Raw genomic sequence first — 26,010 nt, forward strand, 5'->3', positions numbered from 1 at the left:
TGGGACTACCTGAGCGACCGCATCTCATGCACCGATCAGATTCCCCTCCTGCCTCACCTCCTCGAACAACGCATCGTTCTGCCTGCTTGAGCAGTACGCCGACGCTCGCCCCAGGTTATTGAGAAGTTACCATACCAGACAATAACCTCATGTTTTTTAAAGGAAAAACAGGGGGGAACCGGAGCTCCCGGAACGACTTGGGAGCAGTCTAATTCATTCCCACTCGATCGTCGCTGGCGGCTTACCCGAGATGTCATACACCACCCGGTTAATCCCGCGCACTTCATTAATGATGCGGTTCGACACATGCCCCAGCAACTCGTGCGGCAGATGCGCCCAATGCGCGGTCATGAAGTCCAGCGTCTGCACAGCGCGCAGCGCAACGACATACTCGTAAGTCCGGCCATCGCCCATCACGCCAACGCTCTTCACCGGCAGGAACACCGCGAACGCCTGGCTCGTCAGGTCGTACCAAGACTTGCCGGTTTCCTTGTCGATGAAGGTGCGCAGCGTCTCGATGAAAATCGCGTCCGCGCGACGCAGCAGATCGGCGAAATCACGGCGCACTTCGCCGAGAATCCGCACGCCGAGACCCGGGCCCGGGAACGGGTGGCGATACACCATGGCCGGCGGCAAACCGAGCTTCACGCCAAGTTCGCGCACTTCGTCCTTGAACAGTTCACGCAGCGGCTCGAGCAGCTTCAGATTCAGCGTCTCGGGCAGGCCGCCCACGTTGTGGTGGCTCTTGATGGTCTGCGTCGCCTTCTTGCCCTTGCCGGCCGATTCGATCACGTCCGGATAGATCGTGCCTTGCGCAAGCCACTTCGCATCGGTCAGCTTGTTGGCTTCGGTCTGGAACACTTCGACGAATTCCGCGCCGATGATCTTGCGCTTGGCTTCCGGATCGGTCACGCCGGCCAGCTTCGACAGGAACACTTCGCTCGCGTCGACGTGGATCACCTTCACGCCGAGGTGATCGGCGAAAGTCGCCATCACCTGCTCGGCTTCGTTCAACCGCAAGAGGCCGTGATCGACGAACACGCAGGTCAACTGATCGCCGATCGCGCGGTGCAGCAGCGCCGCCGCCACCGACGAATCCACGCCGCCCGACAAGCCCAGAATCACATGCTCGTTACCCACCTGCTCGCGAATCTTCGCGACGGCTTCGTCGATGTAGTGGCCCATTTCCCAGTCGGGCTGCGCACCGCAAATCTGCAGCACGAAGCGTTCGAGCATCGCGCGGCCTTGCACGGTGTGCGTCACTTCCGGGTGCCATTGCAGACCGTAGAAATGGCGCTTTTCGTCAGCCATCGCCGCGATCGGGCACGATTCCGTCGACGCCATCAACTGGAAGCCAGGCGGCATTTCCAGCACCTTGTCGCCGTGGCTCATCCACACCTTCAGCATGCCGTGACCTTCCGGCGTGGTGAAGTCGTTGATGCCTTCGAGCAGGCTCGTATGGTTGCGCGCACGCACTTCCGCGTAGCCGAATTCGCGCAAGTGGCCGATATCGACCTTGCCGCCGAGCTGCTCGGCCATCGCCTGCATGCCGTAGCAAATGCCCAGCACGGGCACGCCGAGTTCGAACACCGCTTGCGGCACGCGCGGCGTATCCGTTTCGGTGACCGAGCTCGGGCCGCCGGAGAGGATCACGCCCTTCGGCGCGAAATCGCGAATGAACGACGCATCGACGTCGTACGGATGAATTTCCGAATACACGTTGGCTTCGCGAACGCGACGTGCAATCAGTTGGGTGACTTGCGAACCGAAGTCGAGGATCAGGATCTTGTCATGCATGGCAGCGGACGGAGTCAAAAGTGAACGGATACGGGATACCGCGCATGAAGCGCGGCGTTGAATTCAAAGCAGTCCACGTGGGGACGATCGAGCATGAAGCGGGACGATGAAGCGTGCTGGACCAGCGGGCGCAGCAGGCACTCACCTGCTGCTGCGCGCACGAACGGAATCCGGTAGCTTCGGCAGGCGTTCTGGCGCTTGGCGCGTCAACCATGAAACGGCGGCCGGGGCGCACCAGGTGCGTCGGCAGCGGCGTTACGGGCGTCGTCGCGCGCGGCTGCAGTCTCGGCCCGTGCGGCGCGCTCAGATGCCGTCAGGCCCGGTTCGTCGACCACCGAATGAAGCGGCGCTGCCGAAACAGGACTTACGGGCTGTGTCACCGGCATAACAGGCTCGACGACCGGTTCCGCGCGATAGGCCGGAAAGCCCGCCGTCGCACGAGCGGAATCGCGTTTGTTGGCAGCGTCTTTGGCGGCATCTTTCGCAGCCTGCTTTTCGGCGCGCTCGGCGGCAGCGGCTTCACCCAGCCGCACCTTTTCACGCCGCCGCACCGCGCCCGACAGGCGCACACCACCCAGGCCGACCACCAGCAACACGACACCGGTCAGCACCGCGATGATTTGCCCGAAGCCAGTCAGCGCCGGCGTATGCAGCCCGAGCAGCCAGACCAGCATCAGCACGCCGGTCAGCCAGTTCACATGGCCGACGACCTTGGCAACCGTCGACGTCAGCGCGCCGTCGATCGACGCGTGCAAAGCGAGCCACGCGAGTCCGATCAGCGCCACGCCAAACCCCTGGCCGACCAGAGCCGGCTGGGTTTGCACCAATAGCAGCGCGTTGTACAACGAAGTCCAGGGCGTCAGCAGAAACAGCAGACCGAACGCAAGCAGCAACAACGCATCGAGGATAAGTACAGCGCGCAGCAATGGCTTCATTGGCGATTAATCCACGTGGTAGTTGGGCGCTTCCTTGGTGATCTGCACGTCATGCACATGCGACTCGCGCAAGCCCGCGCCCGTGATCTGCACGAACTCGGCCTTGTCGTTCATCTCCGAGATCGTGCGGCAACCGCAGTAGCCCATGCTGGCGCGCACGCCGCCGATCAACTGGAACAGGATCGCGTTGACCGAGCCCTTATAGGCGACGCGGCCTTCGATACCTTCCGGCACCAGCTTGTCGATGTTCGCGGAGTTGTCCTGGAAGTAGCGGTCTGCGGCGCCGTCTTTCATCGCGCCGACCGAGCCCATGCCACGGTACGACTTGTACTGGCGGCCCTGGAACAGGAACACGTCGCCCGGCGCTTCTTCTGTGCCGGCGAACATGCTGCCCATCATCACGGAATTCGCGCCGGCGGCCAGCGCCTTGCTGACGTCGCCCGAGAAACGCACACCGCCGTCGGCGATGACCGGCACACCCGTGCCCTTCAGCGCTTCCGACACGTTCGAGATCGCGGTGACTTGCGGCACACCCACGCCGGCAACGATCCGCGTCGTGCAGATCGAGCCCGGGCCGATACCGACCTTCACGCCGTCTGCGCCGTATTCGACGAGCGCCTTGGCCGCCGCAGCGGTGGCGATGTTGCCGCCGATCACTTCGACATGCGGGAAGTTCTGCTTGACCCACTTGACGCGCTCGAGCACGCCCTTGCTATGACCGTGCGCGGTATCGACGACGATCACGTCGACGCCCGCCTGCACCAGCAGCGCCACGCGCTCTTCGTTGTCTTCGCCCACGCCGACCGCCGCGCCTGCGCGCAGCTTGCCGTGTTCGTCTTTACACGCGTCCGGGTGTTCGGTTTGCTTGGTGATGTCCTTGACGGTCATCAGGCCGCGCAGTTCGAATGCGTCGTTGATGACCAGTACGCGCTCGAGGCGATGGCTGTGCATCAGCGCCTTGGCTTCGGCGAGCGGCGTGCCTTCCTTGACGGTGACGAGGCGCTCGCGCGGCGTCATGATGTTGCGCACCGGCTCGTCCAAACGCTCTTCGAAGCGCAAGTCACGGTTCGTGACGATACCGATCAGTTGCGCGCCTTCGACGACCGGGAAGCCCGAAATGCCATGCTGGCGTGACAGCGCGATGACGTCGCGCACCTTCATTTGCGGCGGCACGGTGATCGGATCGCGCACGACGCCCGATTCGAAGCGCTTGACCTTGGCAACTTCACGCGCCTGTTCGGCCGGCGTGAGATTCTTGTGGATGATGCCCACGCCACCCATTTGCGCCATCGCGATCGCGAGACGGGCTTCGGTGACGGTGTCCATGGCGGCGGACACGAGCGGCATATTCAGGGAGATGTTGCGGGTCAGCCGGGTCTTGAGGCTGGTGTCGCGCGGCAGAACATCGGAGAAAGCCGGGACGAGGAGCACGTCATCGAACGTGAGTGCTGTTTGGATCAGACGCATGGCAAATCCTATAGGCGCAAAAGCGAATTATACGCGATACCTCCCCGGTTTTCACTGCACTAACAGCAGCTTAGCGAATTTCAGGGAATTTTTTTCGTGACTTCGGGCCCTTCGATTTCGCTTCCCGGTTCGCCTCGGGTTCGATCCGGTTTCGTTTGCGCGTTCGGGTGCATGGAGGTGCCGCCCGGTTCGAGCGTGGGCAATTCGGAGGGCTTCCACGCCACCGAGCCACCGCGCGGAAGTTAAAAGGCGCCTGAACAGGCCGGATAAAACCGCTGGAATGCAGAATCAAACAAGACACCCTGCCCGCCCAACGGCTATTCTGCCGACCATTCCAGCTTTTCTTGCAGGGGCAGTCGATGCAGCGCGGTGTGGCATATGGAGTAATGGCCGGGGCCTTATGGGGCATGGTGTTTCTGGTGCCGCGCGTGCTGCCAGATTTTTCGCCGCTGCTGCTGAGCGCCGGCCGCTACACGATGTACGGCATCGTCTCGCTGGCCGCCGCGCTGCCGATGGCGCGTTCGCTGGTCAAACGCCTGACCCGCGAAGATCTCGGCGCACTGGTCAAACTGGCCTTGGCCGGCAACCTGCTCTACTACCTGCTGCTGACCGCAGCCGTCCATATGATCGGCATCGCACCGGCATCGCTAATCGTCGGCGTGCTGCCGGTCACGGTGACGCTGCTCGGCCGGCGCGATCATGGCGCGGTGCCGCTCGCCCGCCTCGTATGGCCGCTTTCGCTGGTGGTGGCCGGCATCGCCTGCATCAACATCGACGTCTTTACGGTAGCTGACAGCACGCCAGTGAGTATCGCGACGAAATTCCTCGGCCTCGCCTGCGCGATCGGCGCACTCGCCTGCTGGACCTGGTTCGCGGTCGAAAACGCCCGCTATCTGCAGCGCCAGACGCATTTCAGCGGCAATGAGTGGTCGGTGCTGTGGGGTGTGGTGACTGGCGCGCTCGGCGCGGGATTGTGGCTGGTGTGGTCGCTGTCATGCCGTCTGGCAGCCTGCAGGGGGCGCTTAGCGACGAGCGCTGGCACACCTTCTGGATGCTGAATCTGGGCCTCGCAACCGGCGCGTCATGGCTCGGCAACGGGCTGTGGAATGCCGCGTCGAAACGGCTGCCGCTCACCCTGTCCGGCCAGATGATCGTGTTCGAGACGCTATTCGCGCTGCTCTACGCGTTCATCTACGACCAGCGCCTGCCGCGCCCGCTGGAAACCGCGGCGATCCTGCTACTGGTGGCAGGGGTGTGTTGGTCCGTGCGCCAGCATGCGGACGACGATGCGTCCGGCGCGGCATCGATTGAGGAAAAGGCGCAGCCTTCGGTGCATTGAGACGAGGCACCCTCGGCGCCGCCGTCCGCCACAGCAACAAAACAAGACGCGCTCAACGCGAATCCTTGTTCTGCCAGCGGCGCCCTTCGATCGAGCCCGCCTTGCGGGTTTTCTCGACGCGCCGTTGACGCGAGAGCTTCGGATCCACCAACAGGGGCCGGTAAATCTCGACGCGATCGTGGTCGGAGAGTACCGTATCCAACGGCTTGAGCTTGCCAAACACGCCGACCTTCTGCGTGCCCAGATCGATCTGCGGATAGCGCTGCAAGATGCCGCTCGCGTCGAGCGCCTGCTGCAGCGTGGCGCCTTCCGGCAATTCCACGGCGATCAGCGTCTGCTCATCAGCGAGCGCGTAGCAGACTTCAATCGACAAGCGCGCGCTCATGCCTTACCGTAGCGCTGATCGGCGCGCTTCACGAACGATTCGACGAAGGTGTTGGCGATGTGGCTAAACACCGGTCCAATGATCTTCTCGAGAATGATGTTGGTGAATTCGTAGTGCAACGCGAATTCGATCTTGCAAGCATCCGCGCGCAACGGCGTAAAACGCCAGAAGCCGGTGAATTTGCGAAATGGGCCGTCCGCGAATTCCATATCGATGCGCGTGGGCCGCTCCATGGTGTTATGCGTAGCGAAATGCTGCTTGATGCCCTTGAAGTTGATATCGATCTTCGCCTCCATGCCGGTTTCGTCCTGGCAGCGGATTTCGACGCCCCCGCACCAAGGCAGGAAGTTGGGGTAATCGGCGACGTCGGTAACGAGGTCGAACATCTGTTCCGCCGAATGGCGGATCAACACGGTTTTCTGGACATCTGCCATAGATTGAACAGCGCGTGGCAAGGGTGGACAAGCGCCGCGGGCTTTCCTTGCCCCGCTTTGCTAAAATCGTGATTTTAAACGAGTTGGGCACTTTCCATTCATGAGCATCATCGACAACAGAAAAGCCTTCTACGACTACTCAGTCGAAGAACGCTATGAAGCAGGGCTCGTGCTCGAAGGATGGGAGGTCAAGGCGCTGCGCGCCGGGCGCGGCCAGATCAAGGAAGGTTACGTGGTGATCCGCGATAACGAACTGTTCCTGATCGGCACGCACATCAGCCCGCTGCCCGAAGCCTCGACCCACATCCACCCGGACCCGGTGCGCACGCGCAAGCTGCTGCTGCATAGCGAGGAAATCAGCAAACTGATCGGCAAAGTCGAGCAGCGCGGCTACACGCTCGTGCCGCTGAACTTCCATTACAAAGGCGGCCGGGTCAAATGCGAAATTGGGCTGGCCAAGGGTAAGAAGCAGCATGACAAGCGCGAGACCGAAAAGAAGCGCGACTGGGAACGCGAGAAGGCGCGTCTGATGCGCTCGCCGTCGTGATCGTGGCAATTCAACGAAAAATGGCCCGCTGATTTTGCGGGCCATTTTTTCGGCAAGAAAAAAACCTGAATCAGCGCGCTTCGGTCGCGCCCTTCCCCTTGTTCACGATCGTCAGCGCCGACGCGATCATCGAACTCATATCCGCCAGATTGCCCGGCACGATCAGCGTAGTGCCCTGCTTTGCTAGGTTACCGAACGCGTTCACATACTGCTCGGCCACCTTGAGGTTCACTGCTTCCATCCCGCCGTTCGACTGGATTGCCGCAGCGATCTTCTGAATCGCCTGTGAGTTAGCCTCAGCCACCGCCAGAATCGCCGACGCCTGCCCCTGCGCCTGATTGATCGCCGCCTGCCGTTCGCCTTCCGACTTCTGGATCGCCGCCTCGCGGCCGCCGGACGCGATATTGATCTGCTCCTGCTTACGCCCTTCGGATGCCGCAATCAGCGCACGCTTCTCGCGCTCGGCGGTGATCTGCGCCTGCATTGCGTGAAGAATTTCCTTGGGCGGCGTCAGGTCCTTGATCTCGTAGCGCAACACCTTGACGCCCCAGTTCGACGCTGCTTCGTCGAGCGACGACACGATGCTGTGATTGATGAAGTCGCGCTCTTCGAAAGTCTTGTCGAGTTCGAGTTTGCCGATCACAGAACGCAGCGTGGTCTGCGATAACTGCGTAATCGCGAACACGAAGTTGCTCGAGCCATACGATGCCTTCATGGGATCGGTGACCTGGAAATACAGCACGCCATCCACCTGCAATTGCGTGTTGTCGCGCGTAATACACACCTGGCTCGGCACTTCGAGCGGGATTTCCTTGAGGATGTGCTTGTACGCGATCCGGTCAACGAACGGAAACGCGAAGCTCAAGCCCGGGGTCAGCGTACGGTGATAGCGGCCGAGCCGCTCCAGCACCCACGCATGCTGCTGCGGCACGATCTTGAGCGTCTGTGCCGCCAGCACGATCACGATAATCAGAAGCACCGCCCCGACGATGGTTGAGTCCATTACTGCCCTCCGGTCCTTAGTTCGAATAGTTGTGCGTGGTTCTGTGCACGCGTTGGTGCGAGTTCAGTCCACGTTTGCCTTGGCTTTCGCCTGCCGGCTGGCCACGACGACGAGGCAACTGCCACGCATCTCGGCGATTTCATAAAACTGTGCATCTTCGGGTTCGCCAGCAGCCAGTTCGACGTCCCATGCCGCCCCGCGGTAATTGGCGCGCGCCCGGCGCTCGTGCCACGCCGGCACGCTCAACGTCTGGCCGATGTCGAGATTGACGTCCGGGTTTTTCGACGCTTCCTTACGCGTTCTGCGGCCAAAGCGCGAGCGCCTCAGCAACAGGACTGCCGCCAGCGCCACGACGGCTGCTATCGCAAACTGCAGGTCGGCGGCGGCGCCCGCAATACGGGCAATGGCTGCCGCCACACAACCCAACGCGATCATCAGCAAATAGAAAGTGCCGCTGATCAACTCCAGCGCGACAAGCACACCCGCCCCGATCCACCAGAACAATCCACCTGGCGCCACGTCGACCTCCACAAAGCAAAACACCCCGGATCTACCGGGGTGTTTATAGCACGAAGCGGGTGCATTTTACCGGGCGGTGCAGCACGCTTTTACGTGCTTTTGACATACCGCATAGCCCTTTATGCAAGCCGCTTATCAGGCACCTGCCCCGCGCTTATTTATTTCGCTTTTTTACTTCGCTTACTTCGCCGACGACTTCGCCAACTTCTGCCACGTCTCGATGATCGAGTCCGGGTTCAGCGAGATCGACTTGATGCCTTCATCGGTCAGCCATTGCGCGAAGTCAGGATGATCCGACGGGCCCTGGCCGCAGATACCGACGTACTTGTTCAGTCGCAGACACGTGTCGATCGCGCGCTTCAACAAGAACTTGACGGCCGGGTCGCGCTCGTCGAAATCGACTGCCAGCAGTTCCATGCCCGAGTCGCGGTCGAGGCCGAGCGTGAGCTGCGTCAAGTCGTTCGAACCGATCGAGAAACCGTCGAAGAATTGCAGGAATTCTTCGGCGAGAATCGCGTTCGACGGCACTTCGCACATCATGATCAGGCGCAAGCCCTTCTCACCGCGCTTCAGACCGAACTTCTCCAGCAGCCCCACCACGCGTTCCGCCTGCTTCAGCGTACGCACGAACGGCACCATGATCTCGACGTTGTCGAGGCCCATCTCTTCACGCACCTTCTTCAGCGCGATGCATTCCATCTGGAACGCTTCGGCGAAGTCGTCAGCGATGTAGCGCGATGCGCCACGGAAGCCCAGCATCGGGTTTTCTTCGTCCGGCTCGTAACGCGAACCGCCGATCAGCTTCTTGTACTCGTTCGACTTGAAGTCCGACAGACGCACGATCACGGGCTTCGGATAGAACGCCGCGGCGATCGTGGCGATACCTTCGGTCAGCTTGTCGACATAGAACGCGCGCGGCGATGCGTGGCCACGCGCCACGCTTTCCACGGCCTTCTTCAGGTCCTGATCGATGTTCGGGTACTCGAGAATCGCCTTCGGGTGAACGCCGATGTTGTTGTTGATGATGAACTCGAGCCGCGCCAGACCCACGCCGCCGTTGGGCAACTGCGAGAAGTCGAAGGCCAGTTGCGGGTTGCCCACGTTCATCATGATCTTCACCGGAATCGGCGGCAGTTCGCCGCGCTGCACTTCGGTGATTTCGGTTTCGAGCAGACCGTCGTAGATCTTGCCTTCGTCGCCCTCAGCGCACGACACCGTCACCAGCGCGCCTTCCTTCAGCACGTCGGTGGCGTCGCCGCAGCCCACCACGGCCGGCACGCCCAGCTCACGCGCGATAATTGCCGCGTGACACGTACGGCCGCCACGGTTCGTGACGATTGCGGATGCGCGCTTCATCACCGGCTCCCAGTTCGGGTCGGTCATGTCGGCCACGAGTACGTCGCCCGGCTGCACACGGTCCATTTCCGACGGATCGTGAATCACGCGCACGGGACCCGCGCCGATCTTCTGGCCGATTGCACGGCCGGTAGCCAGCACGTTCGATTGGCCCTTCAGCTTGAAGCGTTGCTCGGCCTTGCCTGCAGCCTGGCTCTTCACCGTTTCCGGACGCGCCTGCAGAATGAAGATCTTGCCGTCGCGGCCGTCCTTGCCCCACTCGATGTCCATCGGACGCTCGTAGTGCTTTTCAATGATGACGGCGTATTTCGCGAGTTCGATCACGTCTTCGTCGGTGATCGAGAAACGGTTGCGCTGCTCGTGCGCGACGTCGACGGTCTTCACGCGGCCTTGCTCACCAGCCTTGGTGAATTCCATCTTGATCAGCTTCGAGCCGATCGAACGGCGGATGATCGGGTACTTGCCTTGTGCGAGCGTGGTCTTGAAGACGTAGAACTCGTCCGGATTCACGGCGCCCTGCACGACCGTTTCGCCCAGGCCGTAGCTCGACGTGATGAAGACGGCGTCCTTGAAACCGGATTCCGTGTCCAGCGTGAACATCACGCCTGCCGCACCGACGTCCGAGCGCACCATGCGCTGCACGCCTGCCGACAACGCGACTTCAGCGTGGGTGAAGCCTTTGTGGACGCGATAGGAGATAGCACGGTCGTTGTACAGCGACGCGAACACGTGCTTCATGCGATCGAGCACCTCGTCGATGCCGACCACGTTGAGATAGCTTTCCTGCTGACCCGCGAACGATGCGTCCGGCAAGTCTTCTGCCGTTGCCGATGAACGCACGGCAAACGACAACTCTTCAGGCGAGCTTTTTTGCAGGGTGTCGAAACCTGCGCGGATATCCGCTTCGAGACGCGGCTGCATCGGGGCATCGACGATCCATTGACGGATCTCCTTGCCCGCTTCGGCGAGCGCCTTCACGTCGTCGACGTCGAACGTTTCGAGACGCTTGGCAATGCGGTCAGTCAGATTGTTGTGATGCAGGAAGTCACGGAAAGCCAGCGCCGTGGTGGCGAAGCCAGTTGGCACGCGCACGCCGGCTTCGGCGAGCTGACTGATCATCTCGCCCAGCGACGCGTTCTTGCCGCCGACAATCTCCACATCGGTCATCCGCAACTGCTCAAACGGAACTACATACGCCTCTTCCTTTGCGACGGTAACTGCGTTAGTCATACAAGCCCCTAAGTGTGAAAGAAATTCACGGCTGTGCAAGTGGGCTTGAACGCGAGACGCCCATTGGAAGCGTGACCTCGCGTCTTGCACAACCTGTTGGAGAAGCAATCGCTACAAATGGCCGGAAGCGCCCGGAAGCACCAACAAGCGCCAGATGCACGACGTAGAAAGCGGATGGACGAAATTACCGATCGATCCACCCTAATCTCTCAATTTGCCGCAAGTTACCGGCGCAAAGCGTGGCGTTGACCGACCGTTCGCGGTGAGTTAGACGCCAATCGCCTGCAATTGCTTATCCAACAGGTTGCCGCTATTCTACCGTGCCGACTCTCAAAATGTGACAGTCGGACGAGAATTGCGCCTCGAATCGCGCCCCGGACCGGCTGACGGGCTTTTGTTGCGAGGCCCCGCCGCCATCCGGGCGCAGTTGCGGTGCCCACGGCGCGCTGACATGACGCCGCTGCAATCTCCGGTTAGCCACCGTGCAGCGACGTCGATGCAGCGATGTTTCATTCGAGCGCTTTTTCCCGCTCACGTTCCCCAGCCCCACTGATGCCGCCCACCGTATTCATCGTCTCCGACGGTACCGGGATCACTGCCGAAACCTTCGCGCATTCGATCCTCTCCCAGTTCGACCAGAAATTCCGCCTGGTTCGCGTGCCCTTCGTCGACTCGACGGAAAAAGCCTACGCCACGCTAGAAAAGATCAACGAAGCGATCCAGCAAGACGGCCGCCGTCCTATTGTCTTTACGACGCTGGTGGACAGCGCATCGAATCAGATCGTCAAGCGCTCGAATGCGCTCGTGCTGGACATGTTCCAGACCTTCGTCGAGCCGCTCGAACAGGAACTGGAGCTCAAGTCGAGCCACGCGATGGGCCGCGGCCACCAGAACGCGGATACCGAGGAGTACAAGAACCGGATCGAAGCGATCAACTTCTCGCTCGCCCACGACGACGGTCAATCGAACCGCAATCTGGCCGATGCCGATGTGATTCTGGTGGGCGTATCGCGCAGCGGCAAGACGCCAACGAGCCTGTATCTGGCCATGCAGTACGGTGTGAAAGCAGCAAACTACCCGCTGATTCCGGAAGACTTCGAGCGTGGCAAACTGCCTACGCCGCTATTGGCGCATCGGCAGAAGATGTTTGGGTTGTCGATCGATCCGCAGCGGCTGTCGGAGATTCGTAATGAGCGTCGGCCGGGCAGCAAGTATGCTGCTCCGGAAAATTGCCGCTACGAAATCAATGAAGCCGAAGCCATGATGCGGCGCGAAGGGGTCAAGTGGTTGTCGTCGACGCATAAGTCGATCGAAGAGATCGCGACGACGATCCTGCAGGAGATCAGGCTGGACCGGCCGGTTTACTGAGCACGGCCTGTTTTACCCACGCGCGTGGCGCTGAGGTGACCGCGGAGGTCGCCTCAGACCCGAAGTCAGTGCAAGGTCACGCGCGGCGCTGCTGGCGGCATTGTTCGAACACACAGACAGCCGCCGCAGCCGCCACGTTGAGCGATTCCATGCCACCCGGCTGAGGAATCGTCACCCGCAACGAAACCGCATCGCGCCAGGTCTGCGATACGCCCGCCCCTTCGTTACCGAACACCCACGCGAGCGGTCCACTCAGATCGCAGTCATAGATCGCCTCGGCACCGTGCGAATCCGTAATGACGACTGGCACCGCGAGGCGCTCGATCAATACTTGCGCTTCGACATCCTCGTGGATTTGCAGCAGAAAATGCGCGCCCATGCCCGAGCGCAGCACCTTCGACGACCATGCGTACGCGGTGCCCGGTGCGCAAAACACGTGCTGAATACCGGCGGCCGCCGCGCTGCGCAGAATCGAACCGACGTTGCCGGCGTCCTGCACGCCATCGAGCACGAGGCAGGTTTGCGCGACCTTCTCCGGCAGCGGCGTGTCGAGCTTTTCGACCAGCAGCAGAATCCCGACACCGTGCACGACGTTCGACAACTGCCCGAATAACGCGTCAGGCAGCGTGACGATACGGTGCTCGTCGATGCGCGACACGATGGCCTGCGCTTCGTCGTGACGCAGCGCGCCCTCGGTGACGATGCACATTTCCGGCTGCCCGGCGACGTCGAGATACGCGCTCGCGAGATGTAATCCTTCGAGCAGCGCGTGACCGCTACGACGCTGCTGGTGCGTCGAGCCGGCCAGCGCCTTGAGGCGCTTGTAGAGCGGATTGTCCCGCGAGGTGATGGCTTTCACAGGCAGCGAAGACAGTGAGAATGAGGAAAGAGTGGGCGACGCGCCGGGCCACACATGGCGCTCAGGCGCCGCTGCGTTCGCCGTAGGCGTCGTTGTCGAGCATGGCGTCGGTGAGCGTTCCGGACACGACGATCACGCCGCCCGCCGACTGCTTCGAAGCCGTGCCGAAACGCTGATGCGCTTCACGCACCGGCGCGAACGAACGCCGATGATGCTCACAGGGTCCATGTTCGCGCAGCGCCGCGAGATGCTGCGGCGTGCCGTAGCCGGCATGCGCGTTAAAACCGTAGACCGGATAGGTTTGATGCAATTCGAGCAGCATCCGGTCGCGCGTGACCTTGGCGAGAATCGACGCCGCCGAAATGCTCTTGACCAAGGCATCGCCGCCGATCACCGCCTCGCTGCGAATGCTTAGCTTCGGGCAGCGATTGCCGTCGATTTTCACGAGTGTCGGCACGACTGAGAGGCCCTCAACCGCCCGCTTCATCGCCAGCATGGTGGCGTGCAGGATGTTCAGCGTATCGATTTCTTCGACGCTAGCCGACGCGATACAGTAAGCCAGCGCCCGGTCGACGATCTTGTCGTATAGCTCCTCGCGCTTTTTGGCGGTGAGCGCTTTCGAATCGTCGAGGCCGCGAATCATCGGCTTCGACGGGTCGAAAATCACTGCCGCAGCGACCACAGGGCCAGCCAGCGGCCCGCGCCCGGCTTCGTCGACGCCGCAGATGATGTCATCCGGTGTCTCGAAGTCCAGACCGACCTGCCGCGCCGCCGCGCCTGCAGCGCTCGCAGCCTTGCGGCGCGGTGCGCGTGCGGTGGTCACGGCGCCTTCCGCTTTTCGATGACGCTCGCCACGACTTCCGCCGCACGCTGCGCGGTATTCTGCTTCAGCACGTGATGCATCTCCGTGAAGATTTCCGTCAGCGTGCGCCGGTTGGCCTCGTCGCGCAACTGTTTCAGCGTGGCCTCGGCGAGCGCCTGGGGCGTAGCGAAGTGCTGCAGAATTTCGGGCACGACGAAACGCCCCGCCAGAATGTTCGGCAAGCCGACGTACGGCAGATAGCCTTGGCGGCGCATGATCTGGCCGGTCAACCAGGGCACCTTGTACGAGATCACCATCGGCTTTTTCAGCAGCGCGGCTTCCAGCGTCACCGTGCCGCTCTTGACGAGGATCGCATCGGCCGCCGTCATCGCGATTTGCGACTGGCCGTCGGTGATGGTCAGTGCGAGACCGGGATGCGAATCGACCAGCGGCCGCAGCATTTCGCGCAGCGCGGGCGTGGCCGCCGGCATCACGAAACGCAAACCGGGCTCCTGGTGCTGCATCATCTCCATCGCGGCAAAGAACGTCGGACCGATCAGATCGATCTCCGAGCGCCGGCTGCCCGGCAGCACCGCGATGATCGGACCGCTTTCAGCGAGGCCGAGCGTGCGGCGTGCGCCGAGCGTATCGGGTTCGATTGGGATCTCGTCAGCGAGCGGATGGCCCACGTAGGACGCCGCGACGCCTGCCTTTTCCAGCAGCGCCGTTTCGAACGGGAACACGCACAGCATGTGGTCGACCGCCTTGGCGATCTTCTTGATGCGCCCGCCCCGCCACGCCCAGATGGACGGACAGACGAAGTGAACGGTCGGAATGCCCGCGTCGCGCAACGGATGCTCGAGGCCGAAGTTGAAATCGGGTGCATCGACGCCGACGAACACCGACGGCGGCTCAGCCAGCAGTTGGCGCTTCAGTTCGTTGCGGATGCCGAGGATCTCGGGAATATGCCGCAGTGCTTCGACATAGCCGCGCACCGTCAGTTTTTCCATCGGCCAATGGGCGTCGAAGCCCGTGGCGATCATGCGTGGGCCGCCGATCCCGTAATACTGGGTACCGGCGGGCAGACGGCTCGCGAGGCCGTCGAGCAGCGATGCCGCCAGCAGGTCGCCGGACGGCTCGCCAGCCACCATCGCGACGCGCAGCGGACTCGGGTTCAAGGCCATCGGTTAGCGGATGATGCCGCGTTGCGACGCTTCGACAAACGCGAGCAGCGTTTGTACCGGCGCATCGCCATCGCCACCCGCGGACGCGAGTTCGCGCAACTGCACCTTCGCTTCTTCCAGCGACAGGCCGTTCTTGTACAGCAAGCGGTACGCCGAGCGCAGCGCAGAGATCGCATCCGCCGAAAAACCGCGGCGGCGCAGACCTTCGACATTGATGCCGTGCGGCTCGGCCTTGTTGCCCGCGGCAATCACGAACGGCGGAACGTCCTGCACGAGCGCCGAAGCCCCGCCCAGCATCGAATGCGCGCCGATCCGCACGAACTGATGCACGCCCGACATACCGCCGATGATCGCGTGGTCGCCGATCGTCACGTGACCGGCCATCTGCGCATTACTCGACAGAATGACGTTGTTGCCGACGTGGCAGTCGTGCCCGATGTGCACGTAGGCCATGATCCAGTTATCGTCGCCGAGCGTCGTCACGCCCGCGTCCTGCACCGTGCCGGTGTGGATCGTGGTGAATTCACGGATCGTGTTGCGATTGCCGATCACGAGCCGGGTCGGCTCGTCCTTGTACTTCATGTCCTGCGGACGGCCGCCGACTGATGCGTAGTGGCCGATCCGGTTGTCTTCGCCGATCGTGGTGTGACCTTCGATCACGCTGTGCGAACCGACCGTGGTCCGTGCGCCGATCGTCACATGTGCGCCGATGACGGCATACGGTCCGATTTCGACGGATTCGTCGACTTGTGCGCCCGGTTCGACGATCGCAGTGGGATGAATCCTGCTCATGCGTCCTCGCTTCTGATTCTGTTGCGTTGTCTGGATGGACGTAGCCGGAGCTTGCAGGGCTCAGGGTAAGCCGCTGACTGCCCGGACACCGGTCTTTAAGCGTCTTTGTCCGTGTGCCGCACCGCGCACATCAGGTCGGCTTCCGCCGCCACGACACCATCCACTTCGGCGCGCGCCTTGAACTTCCAGATGCCGCGCATATGACGCTCGAACGTGCAGTTCAGGATCAGCTGATCGCCCGGCTCCACCACGCGCTTGAAACGCGCATTGTCGATGCCCACGAACAGATACAGCGTGTTCGACGGATCGCTCGGCTCTTCCGAAAACGTCAGCAGGGCCGCCGTTTGCGCGAGCGCTTCGAGGATCAGCACGCCGGGCATCACCGGACGGGTCGGAAAGTGACCCTGGAAATACGGCTCATTGATCGACACGTTCTTCAACGCTTTGATGCTCTTGTGCGGCTCGAGTTCGAGCACCCGGTCGACCAGCAGGATCGGGTAACGATGAGGCAGCAGCGTGAGAATCTTATGAATGTCGAGATTGATTTTTTCGGTGCTCATGGTGTTTCTACTCACGCATTAACTGCGCGGTGATGACTGCGGATGCTGGTGCAGGTGGGTTGGTAACGCGTGCTGCCGGCGCTTGCCGAGACCCGGCGGCCATGCCACCCGGTCACGGCAACCGACTTTGCTTCCTGATGCTTGCCCGCCATTTTACGCGGTACCAGCAGGTTGCCCCGCGATTGTTCTGCGGGCCTGCTTGCGGGCTTGCTTGATATCTCAGGCCTGGTCGCCTGCGGAATTGCTCGCTGCGTCGGCTGGCTTACCTGCCGACGCAGCATTTTCGAGCGCCTTGATACGGTCACGAAGTTTGTCGATGTTACGCAGCAAAGCGGCGCTTTTGTTCCAGTCCGCATGATTCACTGCCGGGAACGCGCTGGTGTAGATGCCTGGCTTCAACAACGACTTCGACACGCCGGACTTCGCCGTGACGATCACATAGTCTGCCAGCGTCACGTGACCGGCAATCCCGACCGCGCCGCCGATCATGCAGTGACGGCCGATCGTGGTGCTGCCCGCGATGCCCGCGCAACCTGCAATCACCGTATAGGCGCCGACCTTGCAGTTGTGGCCGATCTGCACGAGGTTGTCGATTTTCACGCACTCTTCGATGATCGTGTCGGCCATGGCGCCACGGTCGATGGTGGTGTTCGCACCGATTTCGACGTCTGCCGCGATCGACACACCGCCGACCTGCGGAATCTTCACCCAACTGCCGGTACGCGCATCGCCAACGCCCACGAAATCCGGCGCGAAGCCAAAACCGTCCGAACCGATCACCCCGCCCGCGTGCACGATCACGCGCTCGCCGAGCTTGCAGCCGTGGTACACCGCGACATTCGGATACAGATGCGAGCCCGCGCCGATCCGCGTGCCGCGGCCGATCACCACGTTGGCGTCCAGCCGCACGTTTTCGCCGATCACCGCGCCCGCTTCCACCGTGACGTTCGGGCCGATCACCGCGCTCGCGGCAATTTGCGCGGACGGGTCGATGGTTGCGCTCGGATGAACGCCCGCCACCGGCTTCGGCGCGGCCATGTCGATGAAGGTCTGCGCGACGCGCGCGAAGTAAGCGTACGGATTCGGCGTGACGATGAAGTTACGACCCTCGCTGGAGTTCAGCTTGGCGAGGTCGTCGGCGTTGATCAACACCGCGCCCGCACGGGTTGTCTCGACCTGCGACAGATACTTCGGATTAGCGAGGAACGCCAACTGGTCGGGGCCTGCCTGGTCGAGCGGCGCCAGACTGCCGACGCGCTGCGAACCGTCTCCGACAACTTCACCGCCGAACCGTTGGACGATGTCCTCGAGCGTAAATGCCATGCCTATCCTGTCTCCTGTGTCGACCAGAGTTAGCGCTTCAGCGCTTACTCTGGTCCCATGCAGAGCATGTCGATCGGAGTTGGTGCTTCAGCACTTACTCCGATCCCATGCAAGATGGTTGCTGCAAAATCAGTCCAACTTGTCAGTTCTACGGCCCCGTGCTGCGATCCTGCGGCCGGCGCAGCGTGCGCGTTCAGTTGCCCGAGGCCGCAAGAGCCTTGAGCACCTGATCGGTAATGTCGATGCGCGGGCTCACATACACCGCTTCCTGAACGATCAGGTCGTAGTGCTGCTGCTCGGCGATCTGCTTGATCACCTTGTTGGCCCGGTCGAGCACCGCCGCCAGCTCTTCGTTGCGCCGCTGGTTCAGGTCTTCGCGAAACTCGCGTTGTTTGCGCTGGAAGTCCGTATCCAGTTGCGACAGATCGCGCTGCTTCTGCGCGCGATCGCCGGCCGACATCGACGCGCCGTTCTTGTCGAGCGAGTCGGACATCGACTTCAGCTTCTGCGCCATATCGGCCAGATCCTTGTCGCGCTTGGCGAACTCCGCCTCGAGCTTGACCTGTGCAGCCTTTGCGGCAGCCGATTCACGCAGGATACGGTCCGAATTCACCGCAGCGATCCTGGCTTCCTGCGCGTGCGCTACTCCCGCTACGCCGACACCCAGCGTCATTGCCAGCGCAAACGCACACGCCACACGTTTCGAAAACATACCGGTTAGCAAAGTCATCCTCTCGATACTGTAGTTTGGCCGGGCCCGCCACCGGGAGCCGCTCGCGGACGGACCGCCCGACGGCGGATCGCCGGCCGCCGGCCGCCGGATCAGAATGCCGTCCCGATCTGGAACTGGAACTTCTGATACTGGTCGCCGGTGTGCTTCGTGAGCGGGAAGCCCAAGCTGAGCTTGAGCGGGCCGATCGGCGAGATCCACGCGAGACCGACACCATAGCCGTAACGCAGGCCGTTCGCGCCGATGCTGTTGCCCTCGGTACCCCACACGTTACCGGCGTCGAGGAACGTGAAGACACGCAACGTACGGTCGTAGCCCGTGCCCGGCAGCGGGAACGTCAATTCGACGTTACCCACCAGCAGCTTCGAGCCGCCGATCGGGTCGTTCGTCTTCGCGTCACGCGGACCCAGCGAGCTCGGCTCGTAGCCCCGCACCGAACCGATACCGCCCGCGTAGTAATTCTTGAAAATCGGGTATGGCTTGCCGCCGAGGCCGTTACCGTAACCGCCCTGGAAGTTGAAGCCCAGCACGAAGCCGCGCGCAAACGAATAATAGTACTGCGCGTTGATGTCGGCCTTGTAGTACTGCGTGCCGCCGATCGGCGTGCCGTATTCGGCGTTCGCCTGCGTGAAGTAACCGCGGCTCGGCACCAGTGCGCTGTCACGCGCGTCGCGCGACCAGCCCACCGTGATCGGCACGTTGTTCGACACACGGCCGAACTCGTGCACGTAGTCGATATAGCTTTGCGGCGTATTCGCGTCGATATCCAGTTGGTTCTGCTCGAGGCCGGCACCGAAGTACACCGTGTCGACTTCGGAGAACGGAATACCGAACTTCAGGTCACCACCGATCGTGACGATCTTGAAGCTCGAATCCGTCGAGTAGTACAGCGGCTGGTACGTACGGTAGTAGACGTCGGTAATCCGCTTGATGCCGTCGACGGTGAAGTACGGGTCGACCTGCGTGACCGTCAAGGTACGGTACGTCTTGGCGGTATTCACGTTCACCGCGAGACTCGTACCCGAACCGAACACGTTGTCCTGCGACACGCCCGCGGAAAGCACCACCTTGTCGGTCGACGAGAAGCCCGCGCCCAGCGTGATCGCGCCGGTCGGCTTTTCGGCCACCTTGACGTCCACATCGACCTGGTCCGGCGTGCCTTCGACCGGCACCGTGGTTACGTCGACGTCGGTAAAGTAGCCGAGACGGTTGATCCGGTCTTTCGACAGCGCGAGACGGTTCGAATCGAACCACGAGCTTTCGAGCTGGCGCATTTCGCGGCGCACGACTTCGTCGCGAGTCCGCGTGTTGCCGACCACGTTGATGCGGCGCACGTACACGCGGCGGCTCGGGTCCACTTGCAGCGTCAGGTCGACCTTGTGGTGTTCCTGATCGATCTGCGGCTGCGCGTTGACGGTGGCGAACGCATAGCCATATTCGCCCAGCTTGTCGACAATCGCCTTGGTGGTGGCTTGCAGCTTTTCAGCCGAGAAGCGGTCACCCGGTTTGATCTTGATGAGCTTGGCCAGCTCCGGCTCGCGATCGAGCAGGTTACCGGCCAGCTTGATGCTGTTGATCGTGTACGGCTCGCCTTCGTGCAGCGTGACCGTCAGATACATGTCCTTCTTGTCCGGCGTGATCGACACCTGAGTCGACTCGATGTTGAACTCGAGGTAGCCGCGATTCAGGTAATACGAGCGGACGTTTTCGAGGTCGCCGGTGAGCTTGTCTTTCGCGTACAGGTCGTTCTTGGTGTACCACGAGAACCAGTTCGGCGTGGACAGTTGCATTTCGTCGCGCAGCGTACCCGTGCTGAACGCCTTGTTGCCGATGAAGTTGATCTGGCGGATCTTCGCGCTCGGACCTTCAGCCACCGAGAACAGCACCGACACGCGATTGCGGTCGATCGGCGTGATCGTGGTGGTGACTTCGGCGGCATAGTAGCCACGCGTCAGGTACTGGCGCTTCAGTTCCTGCTCGGCCTTGTCGACGAGTGCCTTGTCGTAGTAACGGCCTTGCGACAAACCGACCGCGCGCAGCGCCTTGGTCAGGTTGTCCTTGTCGAACTCGTGAATGCCGGAGAAGTCGATCGTGCCGATGGCCGGACGCTCCAGCACCTGCACGATGACGACATTGCCTTCGGTCGCGATCTTGACGTCGTTGAAGAAGCCCGTGGCGTACAGCGCGCGAATGGCTTCAGAAGCCTTGTCGTCGCTAAAGGTGTCGCCCTGCTTGATGGGCAGGTACGCGAACACGGTACCGGGTTCGACGCGTTGCAATCCCTCGATCCGGATGTCTTGCACCACGAAGGGCGTCGTTGCGTGAGCAACCAGCCCATGCGCGGCGAATGCCGCGGCTATAACCGTCTTTGGAACAAAGCGATGAGGTTTAAACAACGTGCTTCCCCAGTGTGTATAGCTGCATCAGGTCAGACGGTCGCCATCGTGAACGCCGCCAGACACTTTAAAAATGGATTAAACGAGCCAGATCGTTGAACAGCGCAATCGCCGATAACGCGACGATGCAGGCGAGACCCGCCCTCTGAAAAACGAGTTGCCAGCGATCAGAGACAACTTTGCCGGTTGCAGCTTCAACCAAATAATATAACAGATGACCCCCGTCCAATACCGGAATTGGTAACAGGTTCAGTACGCCGAGGCTAATACTGACAAGGGCCAGGAACGACAGGAATGCAGAAGGACCTAAACGTGCGCTCTTTCCTGCGTAATCGGCGATCGTGACAGGACCGGAAAGATTCTTTAACGAAGCCTCGCCGACGATCATTCGCCCGAACATGCGCACTGAATAAACAGCAAGATCCCACGTACGGCGCGCGCCCAGTTGCAGACTTTCGAGCGGCCCATAACGCACGTCGATCGACGGCACCTGGGTGGCGATTTCCGCACCAATACGACCGATCTGCTGACCCGTTGCGTCATCACGCTGCGACTGAGGGACGATGCGAACGTCTTCCAGCTTGCCCGCCGCTTGCCCACCACGCTCTACCTGCAGCATCACGGGCACACCGGCGTGCGATTTTACATAAGCGATGAAGGCCGTGGCATTGTCGGTAGGAACACCGTTGACCGCGCGCAGACGGTCACCCACTGCGAGGCCTGCCTTTTGCGCTGCGCTATCCGGCTGCACACCCGCGACCGTCAGCTTGCCACCGCCCGGCTCGAAGCCGAGATGCGACATAAAGTCGTCGTCGACGTCTTTCTCGGTGATACCGCGCAGATCCAACTGGAAATCCGAGGTGCCGTGGGCATCTTTCGCGCTCAGCACGACGCGCTTGTGATCGAATGCCGCGCCCAGCAGCTTCCAGCGCAGGTCGGACCAGGAGCGCACGTGCTCGGATTCGCCGGCGTTCTCGGCACGCACGGCGACGATGGTTTCGCCGCCGTCGAAACCGGCCAACGCCGCCGGCGTATTTGGAGCAGGCGCCGCAACCACAGCCGCCGGCTCTGTCACGCCGGTAGCGAACACGAGCGCGAACAGCACGATGGCGAGCAGGAAGTTCGCGACCGGACCGGCCGCGACAATCGCGATACGGCGCCACACCGACTGCCGGTTGAACGCATACGGCAAGGCTTCAACCGGAATCGGCGCACCGCCGGTCTCGCGCTCGTCGAGCATCTTCACGTAGCCGCCCAACGGCAGCGCGGCAATCGTCCATTCGGTGCCCGTCTTCGGGCTCACCCATTGGAACAGCGGCTTGCCGAAGCCGATCGAAAAACGCAATACCTTGACGCCGCACAAACGCGCCACACTGTAATGCCCGTACTCGTGGACGACCACAAGTACGCCAATCGCGACCGCGAAGGCAAGCAGCTCGATCAGCAGATTCATAGGCGCCTCACTGGACGGCGCGTTCCGTGCGACGGGCGCCGTCCGGCAGACGCACGATGAAGTCTGCAGCGGCGCGACGCGCGGCGGCGTCGGCTTCAATCACGTCTTCGAGCGCGTGCGCGCTGCGGTTCGGCAGCGCGTTGAGTACGGCGTCGACAACCTGAGCGATCGCCATGAAACCGATCTGGCGCGACAGGAACGCTTCAACAGCGATTTCGTTCGCGGCATTCAGGGCCGCGCTCGCCAACCCACCCTCGGCCAGCGCCTTCACGGCAAGCGCGAGACACGGGAAGCGTGTGTAATCCGGCTTTTCGAACGAGAGCGACGCGACCTGCAGCAGATCGAGTTGCGCCACGCCCGAATCGACGCGATCCGGAAACGCCAGCGCATGCGCGATCGGCGTGCGCATGTCGGGATTGCCCAGTTGCGCAAGCACCGAGCCGTCGGCATACGACACCATCGAATGAATCACGCTTTGCGGATGAATCAGCACGTCGATGCGCTCGCCCGGCAGATTGAAGAGCCAGTGTGCCTCGATCACTTCGAGGCCTTTGTTCATCATCGTGGCCGAGTCGACCGAAATCTTACGGCCCATGACCCAGTTCGGATGCTTGCAGGCTTCGTCAGGCGTGACGTCGACCAGCGTGGCCGGTTCGCGCGTCCGGAACGGACCGCCGGACGCGGTCAGGATGATCTTCGAAACACCGCCGTGCAGTGCGGCTTCGCGCGGCAGGCATTGGAATATTGCGTTGTGTTCGCTGTCGACCGGCAGCAGCACGGCGCCGTTGTCACGCACCGCGTCCATGAAGATCGCGCCGGACATCACCAGCGCTTCCTTGTTGGCGAGCAGAATGCGCTTGCCGGCGCGCGCGGCGGCGAGACTCGGCGCGAGGCCTGCCGCGCCGACGATCGCCGCCACCACCGTATCGCAGCCATCGCTCTTCGACACGTCGACGAGCGCTTGCGGCCCATACGAGACTTCGGTCTTGCAGCCCGCTTCGCGCAGTTTCGCCGCGACGCGCGCGGCGGTATCGGCATCGCCGACTACCGCGACTTCAGGCTTAAAGCGCAGGCATTGCTCGACGAGCTTGTCGCCGTTGCGATGCGCCGTGAGCGCGTAAATCGAAAAGCGCTCGGGATGACGCGCGACGACGTCGAGCGTGCTGTCTCCAATCGAGCCCGTGGAACCGAGCAGTGTCAGACTTTTTTGCATATCTCTTTCTCTAGCCGAGCAGCAGCATGGCAAGCGGCAGCACCGGCAACAATGCGTCGATGCGGTCGAGTACGCCACCGTGCCCAGGCAACAGGCCGCTTGAATCTTTCACTCCGGCCTGACGTTTCATCATCGATTCGAACAGGTCGCCCGCCACGCTGAATGCCACCAGCAGGGTCAGTGCGAGCAGTGTACGTACGGCGCCCAATTGCGCCAGCAGCGCAGAATACAGGGTCGGCTCGAACGCATGCAAAAAGACCGCCGCCGCGGCGACGATCATCACGGCCAGCCAGCCGCCGATCGCGCCCTCCCAGGTCTTACCCGGGCTGATGGCGGGCGCCAGCTTGTGTTTCCCGAAAGCCTTTCCAGAGAAGTATGCGCCGATATCCGCCAGCCACACCAACAGCAGCAGCGACAGCACGAACGGCACGCCCTTCATGCGCGCGGCGACGAGAGCATGCCAGCACGCGACGAATACCACAATGCCGGCGAGGAATAGAAAAGCGCGCCAGACCCCTTGCGCGAGGGTCGGCTTGCGCAGAAGCACGTACGGCCCCGCAATCACCCAGAAAATAGCGGCCGCCTGAAAGAGCGGCCGGGGCTCCTCGACGCCGGTACCGAGACGTGTGCTCACGACCAGCGCAACGGCGGCCACCAGCGCGTAAATGACCGGGCCCGCGCCGCCGAGCTTCAGCAGGCGCGCCCATTCCCACGCCGCGAACACGACGACGAAGGCGATCAGCGCGCCGAACGCGCCCACCGGCGCGAACAACGTGACCGGCAGGAAGATCGCCAGCAGGATGATCGCCGTGATGACACGGGTTTTTAGCATGGAAGCGAATCGACGTTTTGCGATTGCGGCTCGAGTTGAGCACTGGTGCGGCCGAAGCGGCGCTCACGCTCCGCGTAGGAGGCGATAGCGTGGCCGAGCGCGTCGGCGTCGAAATCCGGCCAGAACGTGTCGGTGAAGTAGAACTCGGTGTAGGCGAGTTGCCAGAGCAGGAAGTTGCTGACGCGGCGCTCGCCGCCGGTGCGGATAAAGAGATCCGGCTCCGGCGCATAGGCCATCGACAGGTGTTCGGCGAACGAGTCCTCGTTCACCTCGACCGCCTTGCCCGCCAGCGCCGATTGCTCGGCGAGCTTGCGGGTGGCCTGCATGATGTCCCAGCGACCGCCGTAATTGGCGGCAATGGTGAGCGTGAGACGGGTGTTGCGCGCGGTTTTGGTTTCCGCGCGCTTGATCAGGTCGCGAATGCGCGTATCGAATCGGGACAGATCGCCGACCACGCGCAGACGGATGCCGTTCGCGTGCAACTTGCCGATCTCGCGCTCCAGCGCGGTGACGAACAGGCGCATCAGGAACGACACTTCGTCGTTCGGGCGGCGCCAGTTTTCCGAGCTGAAGGCAAAGAGCGTCAGGTATTCGACGCCCTGCCGGGCGCAGGCCTCGACGGCCGCACGCACCGCGTCGACGCCGCGCGTATGGCCGGCCACGCGCGGCAAACGGCGCTGGGTCGCCCAACGGCCGTTGCCGTCCATGATGATCGCGATATGTCGCGGCACCGCGGCGACATCAGGCACGCGCACGGTTGAGCTGGTGTAGGTCATGGCCGTCGGGACAGTGACTGCAAAAAAAGAAGTGGAAACCCTGAAAATACTGAGTGCCCCCAAACCTGGTGCTTCGCACCAGGCCCCCCCCCCGAGGGGGCAAGAAAACTTGGGGCGGCCCGGCGTTTTCTTGGGAGCCAACCGGCCTCAGACCGTCATGATCTCGGCTTCTTTGGTCACTACCAGTTTGTCGATTTCCGTGACGAACTTGTCCGTCAGTTTCTGAACGTCGTCACCTGCACGGCGCTCGTCATCTTCAGAAATTTCCTTGTCTTTCACGAGCTTCTTCAGTTGCTCGTTTGCATCACGGCGCAGGTTGCGAACAGCGACCTTGGCCGTTTCCGCTTCGCTCTTGACCACTTTGGTCAGTTCGCGACGGCGTTCTTCGGTCAGCGCGGGCATCGGCACGCGGATCACGTCGCCTTGCGTCGCCGGGTTCAGACCGAGGTCCGACTCGCGGATCGCCTTTTCGACGACCTGGACCATCTTCTTTTCCCACGGCTGCACGCCGATCGTGCGTGCGTCGATCAGCGTCAGGTTCGCGACCTGCGAAATCGGCACCGGCGAACCGTAGTAATCGCATTGGATGTGATCGAGCAGGCCCGTGTGTGCACGGCCCGTGCGGATTTTCGACAGGTCGTTCTTGAACGCGTCGATGGAACGCTGCATCTTTTGTTCAGCGCCCTTCCTGATATCAGCCACAGACATTT

23 protein-coding genes and 1 pseudogene are annotated in these 26,010 nt (G+C 62.0%); 3 read left to right on the plus strand and 21 right to left on the minus strand.

Annotated elements, in window-relative coordinates; all coding sequences use genetic code 11:
- Nucleotides 1–213: 213 nt before the first annotated feature.
- The 3 genes from guaA to guaB all read right to left on the minus strand — a co-directional run bounded on the left by guaA (nucleotide 214) and on the right by guaB (nucleotide 4,199).
- A complete protein-coding gene (gene guaA / locus GNZ13_RS40455) occupies nucleotides 214–1,797 on the minus strand; it encodes a glutamine-hydrolyzing GMP synthase (RefSeq protein WP_172175759.1) in 1,584 nt (527 codons plus the stop codon).
- Nucleotides 1,798–2,003: 206 nt separating this feature from the next.
- Nucleotides 2,004–2,732 (minus strand): hypothetical protein, encoded by a 729-nt coding sequence (locus GNZ13_RS40460; protein WP_172175761.1) that lies wholly within the window; start codon nucleotides 2,730–2,732, stop codon nucleotides 2,004–2,006.
- Between the two features lie 6 nt (nucleotides 2,733–2,738).
- Nucleotides 2,739–4,199 (minus strand): IMP dehydrogenase, encoded by a 1,461-nt coding sequence (gene guaB / locus GNZ13_RS40465; RefSeq protein ID WP_172175763.1) that lies wholly within the window; start codon nucleotides 4,197–4,199, stop codon nucleotides 2,739–2,741.
- Between the two features lie 359 nt (nucleotides 4,200–4,558).
- Between guaB and GNZ13_RS40470 the strand changes: the two are divergent.
- A pseudogene (locus tag GNZ13_RS40470) lies at nucleotides 4,559–5,538 on the plus strand (DMT family transporter).
- 52 nt (nucleotides 5,539–5,590) lie between these two features.
- On the opposite strand, the gene GNZ13_RS40475 reads toward GNZ13_RS40470, so the two are convergent.
- Nucleotides 5,591–5,923, minus strand: a complete 333-nt coding sequence (locus GNZ13_RS40475; protein WP_172175765.1) for an RnfH family protein — start codon at nucleotides 5,921–5,923, stop codon at nucleotides 5,591–5,593.
- On the minus strand, nucleotides 5,920–6,357 hold the full coding sequence (locus tag GNZ13_RS40480) for a type II toxin-antitoxin system RatA family toxin (protein ID WP_172175767.1): 438 nt from the start codon (nucleotides 6,355–6,357) through the stop codon (nucleotides 5,920–5,922). The genes GNZ13_RS40475 and GNZ13_RS40480 overlap by 4 nt, the downstream gene beginning before the upstream one ends.
- 100 nt (nucleotides 6,358–6,457) lie before the next feature.
- On the opposite strand from GNZ13_RS40480, the gene smpB reads away from it, so the two are divergent.
- Nucleotides 6,458–6,904, plus strand: coding sequence for an SsrA-binding protein SmpB (gene smpB / locus GNZ13_RS40485; protein ID WP_172175769.1), 447 nt, complete (start codon nucleotides 6,458–6,460; stop codon nucleotides 6,902–6,904).
- Nucleotides 6,905–6,974: 70 nt separating this feature from the next.
- On the opposite strand, the gene GNZ13_RS40490 is transcribed toward smpB, so the two are convergent.
- The 3 genes from GNZ13_RS40490 to ppsA form a co-directional block, all read right to left on the minus strand.
- Nucleotides 6,975–7,907 carry an SPFH domain-containing protein gene (locus GNZ13_RS40490; protein ID WP_172175771.1) on the minus strand — a complete coding sequence of 311 codons (933 nt, stop codon included), beginning with the start codon at nucleotides 7,905–7,907 and terminating at the stop codon, nucleotides 6,975–6,977.
- Between the two features lie 63 nt (nucleotides 7,908–7,970).
- Nucleotides 7,971–8,426, minus strand: coding sequence for an NfeD family protein (locus GNZ13_RS40495; RefSeq protein WP_172175773.1), 456 nt, complete (start codon nucleotides 8,424–8,426; stop codon nucleotides 7,971–7,973).
- A gap of 180 nt (nucleotides 8,427–8,606) precedes the next feature.
- Nucleotides 8,607–11,012, minus strand: coding sequence for a phosphoenolpyruvate synthase (gene ppsA / locus GNZ13_RS40500; protein WP_172175775.1), 2,406 nt, complete (start codon nucleotides 11,010–11,012; stop codon nucleotides 8,607–8,609).
- Between the two features lie 552 nt (nucleotides 11,013–11,564).
- Between ppsA and ppsR the strand changes: the two genes are divergently transcribed.
- Nucleotides 11,565–12,380, plus strand: a complete 816-nt coding sequence (gene ppsR, locus GNZ13_RS40505) for a posphoenolpyruvate synthetase regulatory kinase/phosphorylase PpsR (protein ID WP_172175777.1) — start codon at nucleotides 11,565–11,567, stop codon at nucleotides 12,378–12,380.
- Between the two features lie 76 nt (nucleotides 12,381–12,456).
- Here ppsR and GNZ13_RS40510 read toward each other — a convergent pair whose 3' ends face one another.
- The 13 genes from GNZ13_RS40510 to frr form a co-directional block, all read right to left on the minus strand.
- Nucleotides 12,457–13,239 (minus strand): TrmH family RNA methyltransferase, encoded by a 783-nt coding sequence (locus GNZ13_RS40510; protein ID WP_172175779.1) that lies wholly within the window; start codon nucleotides 13,237–13,239, stop codon nucleotides 12,457–12,459.
- Between the two features lie 61 nt (nucleotides 13,240–13,300).
- Entirely contained in the window at nucleotides 13,301–14,062 is a 762-nt protein-coding gene (gene rnhB, locus GNZ13_RS40515) for a ribonuclease HII (RefSeq protein WP_172175781.1), read from the minus strand.
- On the minus strand, nucleotides 14,059–15,225 hold the full coding sequence (gene lpxB, locus GNZ13_RS40520; RefSeq protein ID WP_172175783.1) for a lipid-A-disaccharide synthase: 1,167 nt from the start codon (nucleotides 15,223–15,225) through the stop codon (nucleotides 14,059–14,061). The genes rnhB and lpxB overlap by 4 nt, the downstream gene beginning before the upstream one ends.
- 3 nt (nucleotides 15,226–15,228) lie before the next feature.
- Entirely contained in the window at nucleotides 15,229–16,017 is a 789-nt protein-coding gene (gene lpxA / locus GNZ13_RS40525) for an acyl-ACP--UDP-N-acetylglucosamine O-acyltransferase (RefSeq protein WP_172175785.1), read from the minus strand.
- Between the two features lie 95 nt (nucleotides 16,018–16,112).
- Nucleotides 16,113–16,577: a 3-hydroxyacyl-ACP dehydratase FabZ gene (fabZ, locus tag GNZ13_RS40530; protein WP_006048683.1), complete on the minus strand. Its 465-nt coding sequence runs from the start codon at nucleotides 16,575–16,577 to the stop codon at nucleotides 16,113–16,115.
- A gap of 219 nt (nucleotides 16,578–16,796) precedes the next feature.
- Complete coding sequence (gene lpxD / locus GNZ13_RS40535) at nucleotides 16,797–17,900, minus strand: UDP-3-O-(3-hydroxymyristoyl)glucosamine N-acyltransferase (protein ID WP_172175787.1); 1,104 nt, start codon at nucleotides 17,898–17,900, stop codon at nucleotides 16,797–16,799.
- 193 nt (nucleotides 17,901–18,093) lie between these two features.
- Nucleotides 18,094–18,624, minus strand: a complete 531-nt coding sequence (locus GNZ13_RS40540; protein WP_172175828.1) for an OmpH family outer membrane protein — start codon at nucleotides 18,622–18,624, stop codon at nucleotides 18,094–18,096.
- 98 nt (nucleotides 18,625–18,722) lie between these two features.
- Entirely contained in the window at nucleotides 18,723–21,026 is a 2,304-nt protein-coding gene (bamA, locus tag GNZ13_RS40545) for an outer membrane protein assembly factor BamA (protein ID WP_172175789.1), read from the minus strand.
- Nucleotides 21,027–21,093: 67 nt separating this feature from the next.
- A complete protein-coding gene (rseP, locus tag GNZ13_RS40550) occupies nucleotides 21,094–22,479 on the minus strand; it encodes an RIP metalloprotease RseP (RefSeq protein ID WP_172175791.1) in 1,386 nt (461 codons plus the stop codon).
- A gap of 7 nt (nucleotides 22,480–22,486) precedes the next feature.
- Nucleotides 22,487–23,692 carry a 1-deoxy-D-xylulose-5-phosphate reductoisomerase gene (locus tag GNZ13_RS40555; RefSeq protein WP_172175793.1) on the minus strand — a complete coding sequence of 402 codons (1,206 nt, stop codon included), beginning with the start codon at nucleotides 23,690–23,692 and terminating at the stop codon, nucleotides 22,487–22,489.
- 10 nt (nucleotides 23,693–23,702) lie between these two features.
- Nucleotides 23,703–24,524: a phosphatidate cytidylyltransferase gene (locus tag GNZ13_RS40560; RefSeq protein ID WP_172175795.1), complete on the minus strand. Its 822-nt coding sequence runs from the start codon at nucleotides 24,522–24,524 to the stop codon at nucleotides 23,703–23,705.
- On the minus strand, nucleotides 24,518–25,300 hold the full coding sequence (gene uppS / locus GNZ13_RS40565) for a polyprenyl diphosphate synthase (RefSeq protein WP_028199369.1): 783 nt from the start codon (nucleotides 25,298–25,300) through the stop codon (nucleotides 24,518–24,520). Before uppS ends, GNZ13_RS40560 begins: the two co-directional genes overlap by 7 nt.
- Before the next feature lie 147 nt (nucleotides 25,301–25,447).
- Entirely contained in the window at nucleotides 25,448–26,008 is a 561-nt protein-coding gene (frr, locus tag GNZ13_RS40570; protein WP_054035184.1) for a ribosome recycling factor, read from the minus strand.
- Nucleotides 26,009–26,010 lie beyond the last annotated feature (2 nt).

It is taken from the genome of Paraburkholderia elongata, assembly GCF_013177735.1.
GTDB lineage: Bacteria > Pseudomonadota > Gammaproteobacteria > Burkholderiales > Burkholderiaceae > Paraburkholderia > Paraburkholderia elongata.

Excerpts from the sequence above, each read along its gene's own strand:
- guaA (WP_172175759.1), bottom strand. The coding sequence starts at position 1,797 with ATGCATGACAAGATCCTGATCCTCGACTTCGGTTCGCAAGTCACCCAA.
- GNZ13_RS40460 (WP_172175761.1), bottom strand. The coding sequence starts at position 2,732 with ATGAAGCCATTGCTGCGCGCTGTACTTATCCTCGATGCGTTGTTGCTG.
- guaB (WP_172175763.1), bottom strand. The coding sequence starts at position 4,199 with ATGCGTCTGATCCAAACAGCACTCACGTTCGATGACGTGCTCCTCGTC.
- GNZ13_RS40475 (WP_172175765.1), bottom strand. The coding sequence starts at position 5,923 with ATGAGCGCGCGCTTGTCGATTGAAGTCTGCTACGCGCTCGCTGATGAG.
- GNZ13_RS40480 (WP_172175767.1), bottom strand. The coding sequence starts at position 6,357 with ATGGCAGATGTCCAGAAAACCGTGTTGATCCGCCATTCGGCGGAACAG.
- smpB (WP_172175769.1), top strand. The coding sequence starts at position 6,458 with ATGAGCATCATCGACAACAGAAAAGCCTTCTACGACTACTCAGTCGAA.
- GNZ13_RS40490 (WP_172175771.1), bottom strand. The coding sequence starts at position 7,907 with ATGGACTCAACCATCGTCGGGGCGGTGCTTCTGATTATCGTGATCGTG.
- ppsA (WP_172175775.1), bottom strand. The coding sequence starts at position 11,012 with ATGACTAACGCAGTTACCGTCGCAAAGGAAGAGGCGTATGTAGTTCCG.
- ppsR (WP_172175777.1), top strand. The coding sequence starts at position 11,565 with ATGCCGCCCACCGTATTCATCGTCTCCGACGGTACCGGGATCACTGCC.
- lpxB (WP_172175783.1), bottom strand. The coding sequence starts at position 15,225 with ATGGCCTTGAACCCGAGTCCGCTGCGCGTCGCGATGGTGGCTGGCGAG.
- lpxA (WP_172175785.1), bottom strand. The coding sequence starts at position 16,017 with ATGAGCAGGATTCATCCCACTGCGATCGTCGAACCGGGCGCACAAGTC.
- fabZ (WP_006048683.1), bottom strand. The coding sequence starts at position 16,577 with ATGAGCACCGAAAAAATCAATCTCGACATTCATAAGATTCTCACGCTG.
- lpxD (WP_172175787.1), bottom strand. The coding sequence starts at position 17,900 with ATGGCATTTACGCTCGAGGACATCGTCCAACGGTTCGGCGGTGAAGTT.
- rseP (WP_172175791.1), bottom strand. The coding sequence starts at position 22,479 with ATGAATCTGCTGATCGAGCTGCTTGCCTTCGCGGTCGCGATTGGCGTA.
- GNZ13_RS40555 (WP_172175793.1), bottom strand. The coding sequence starts at position 23,692 with ATGCAAAAAAGTCTGACACTGCTCGGTTCCACGGGCTCGATTGGAGAC.
- GNZ13_RS40560 (WP_172175795.1), bottom strand. The coding sequence starts at position 24,524 with ATGCTAAAAACCCGTGTCATCACGGCGATCATCCTGCTGGCGATCTTC.
- uppS (WP_028199369.1), bottom strand. The coding sequence starts at position 25,300 with ATGACCTACACCAGCTCAACCGTGCGCGTGCCTGATGTCGCCGCGGTG.
- frr (WP_054035184.1), bottom strand. The coding sequence starts at position 26,008 with ATGTCTGTGGCTGATATCAGGAAGGGCGCTGAACAAAAGATGCAGCGT.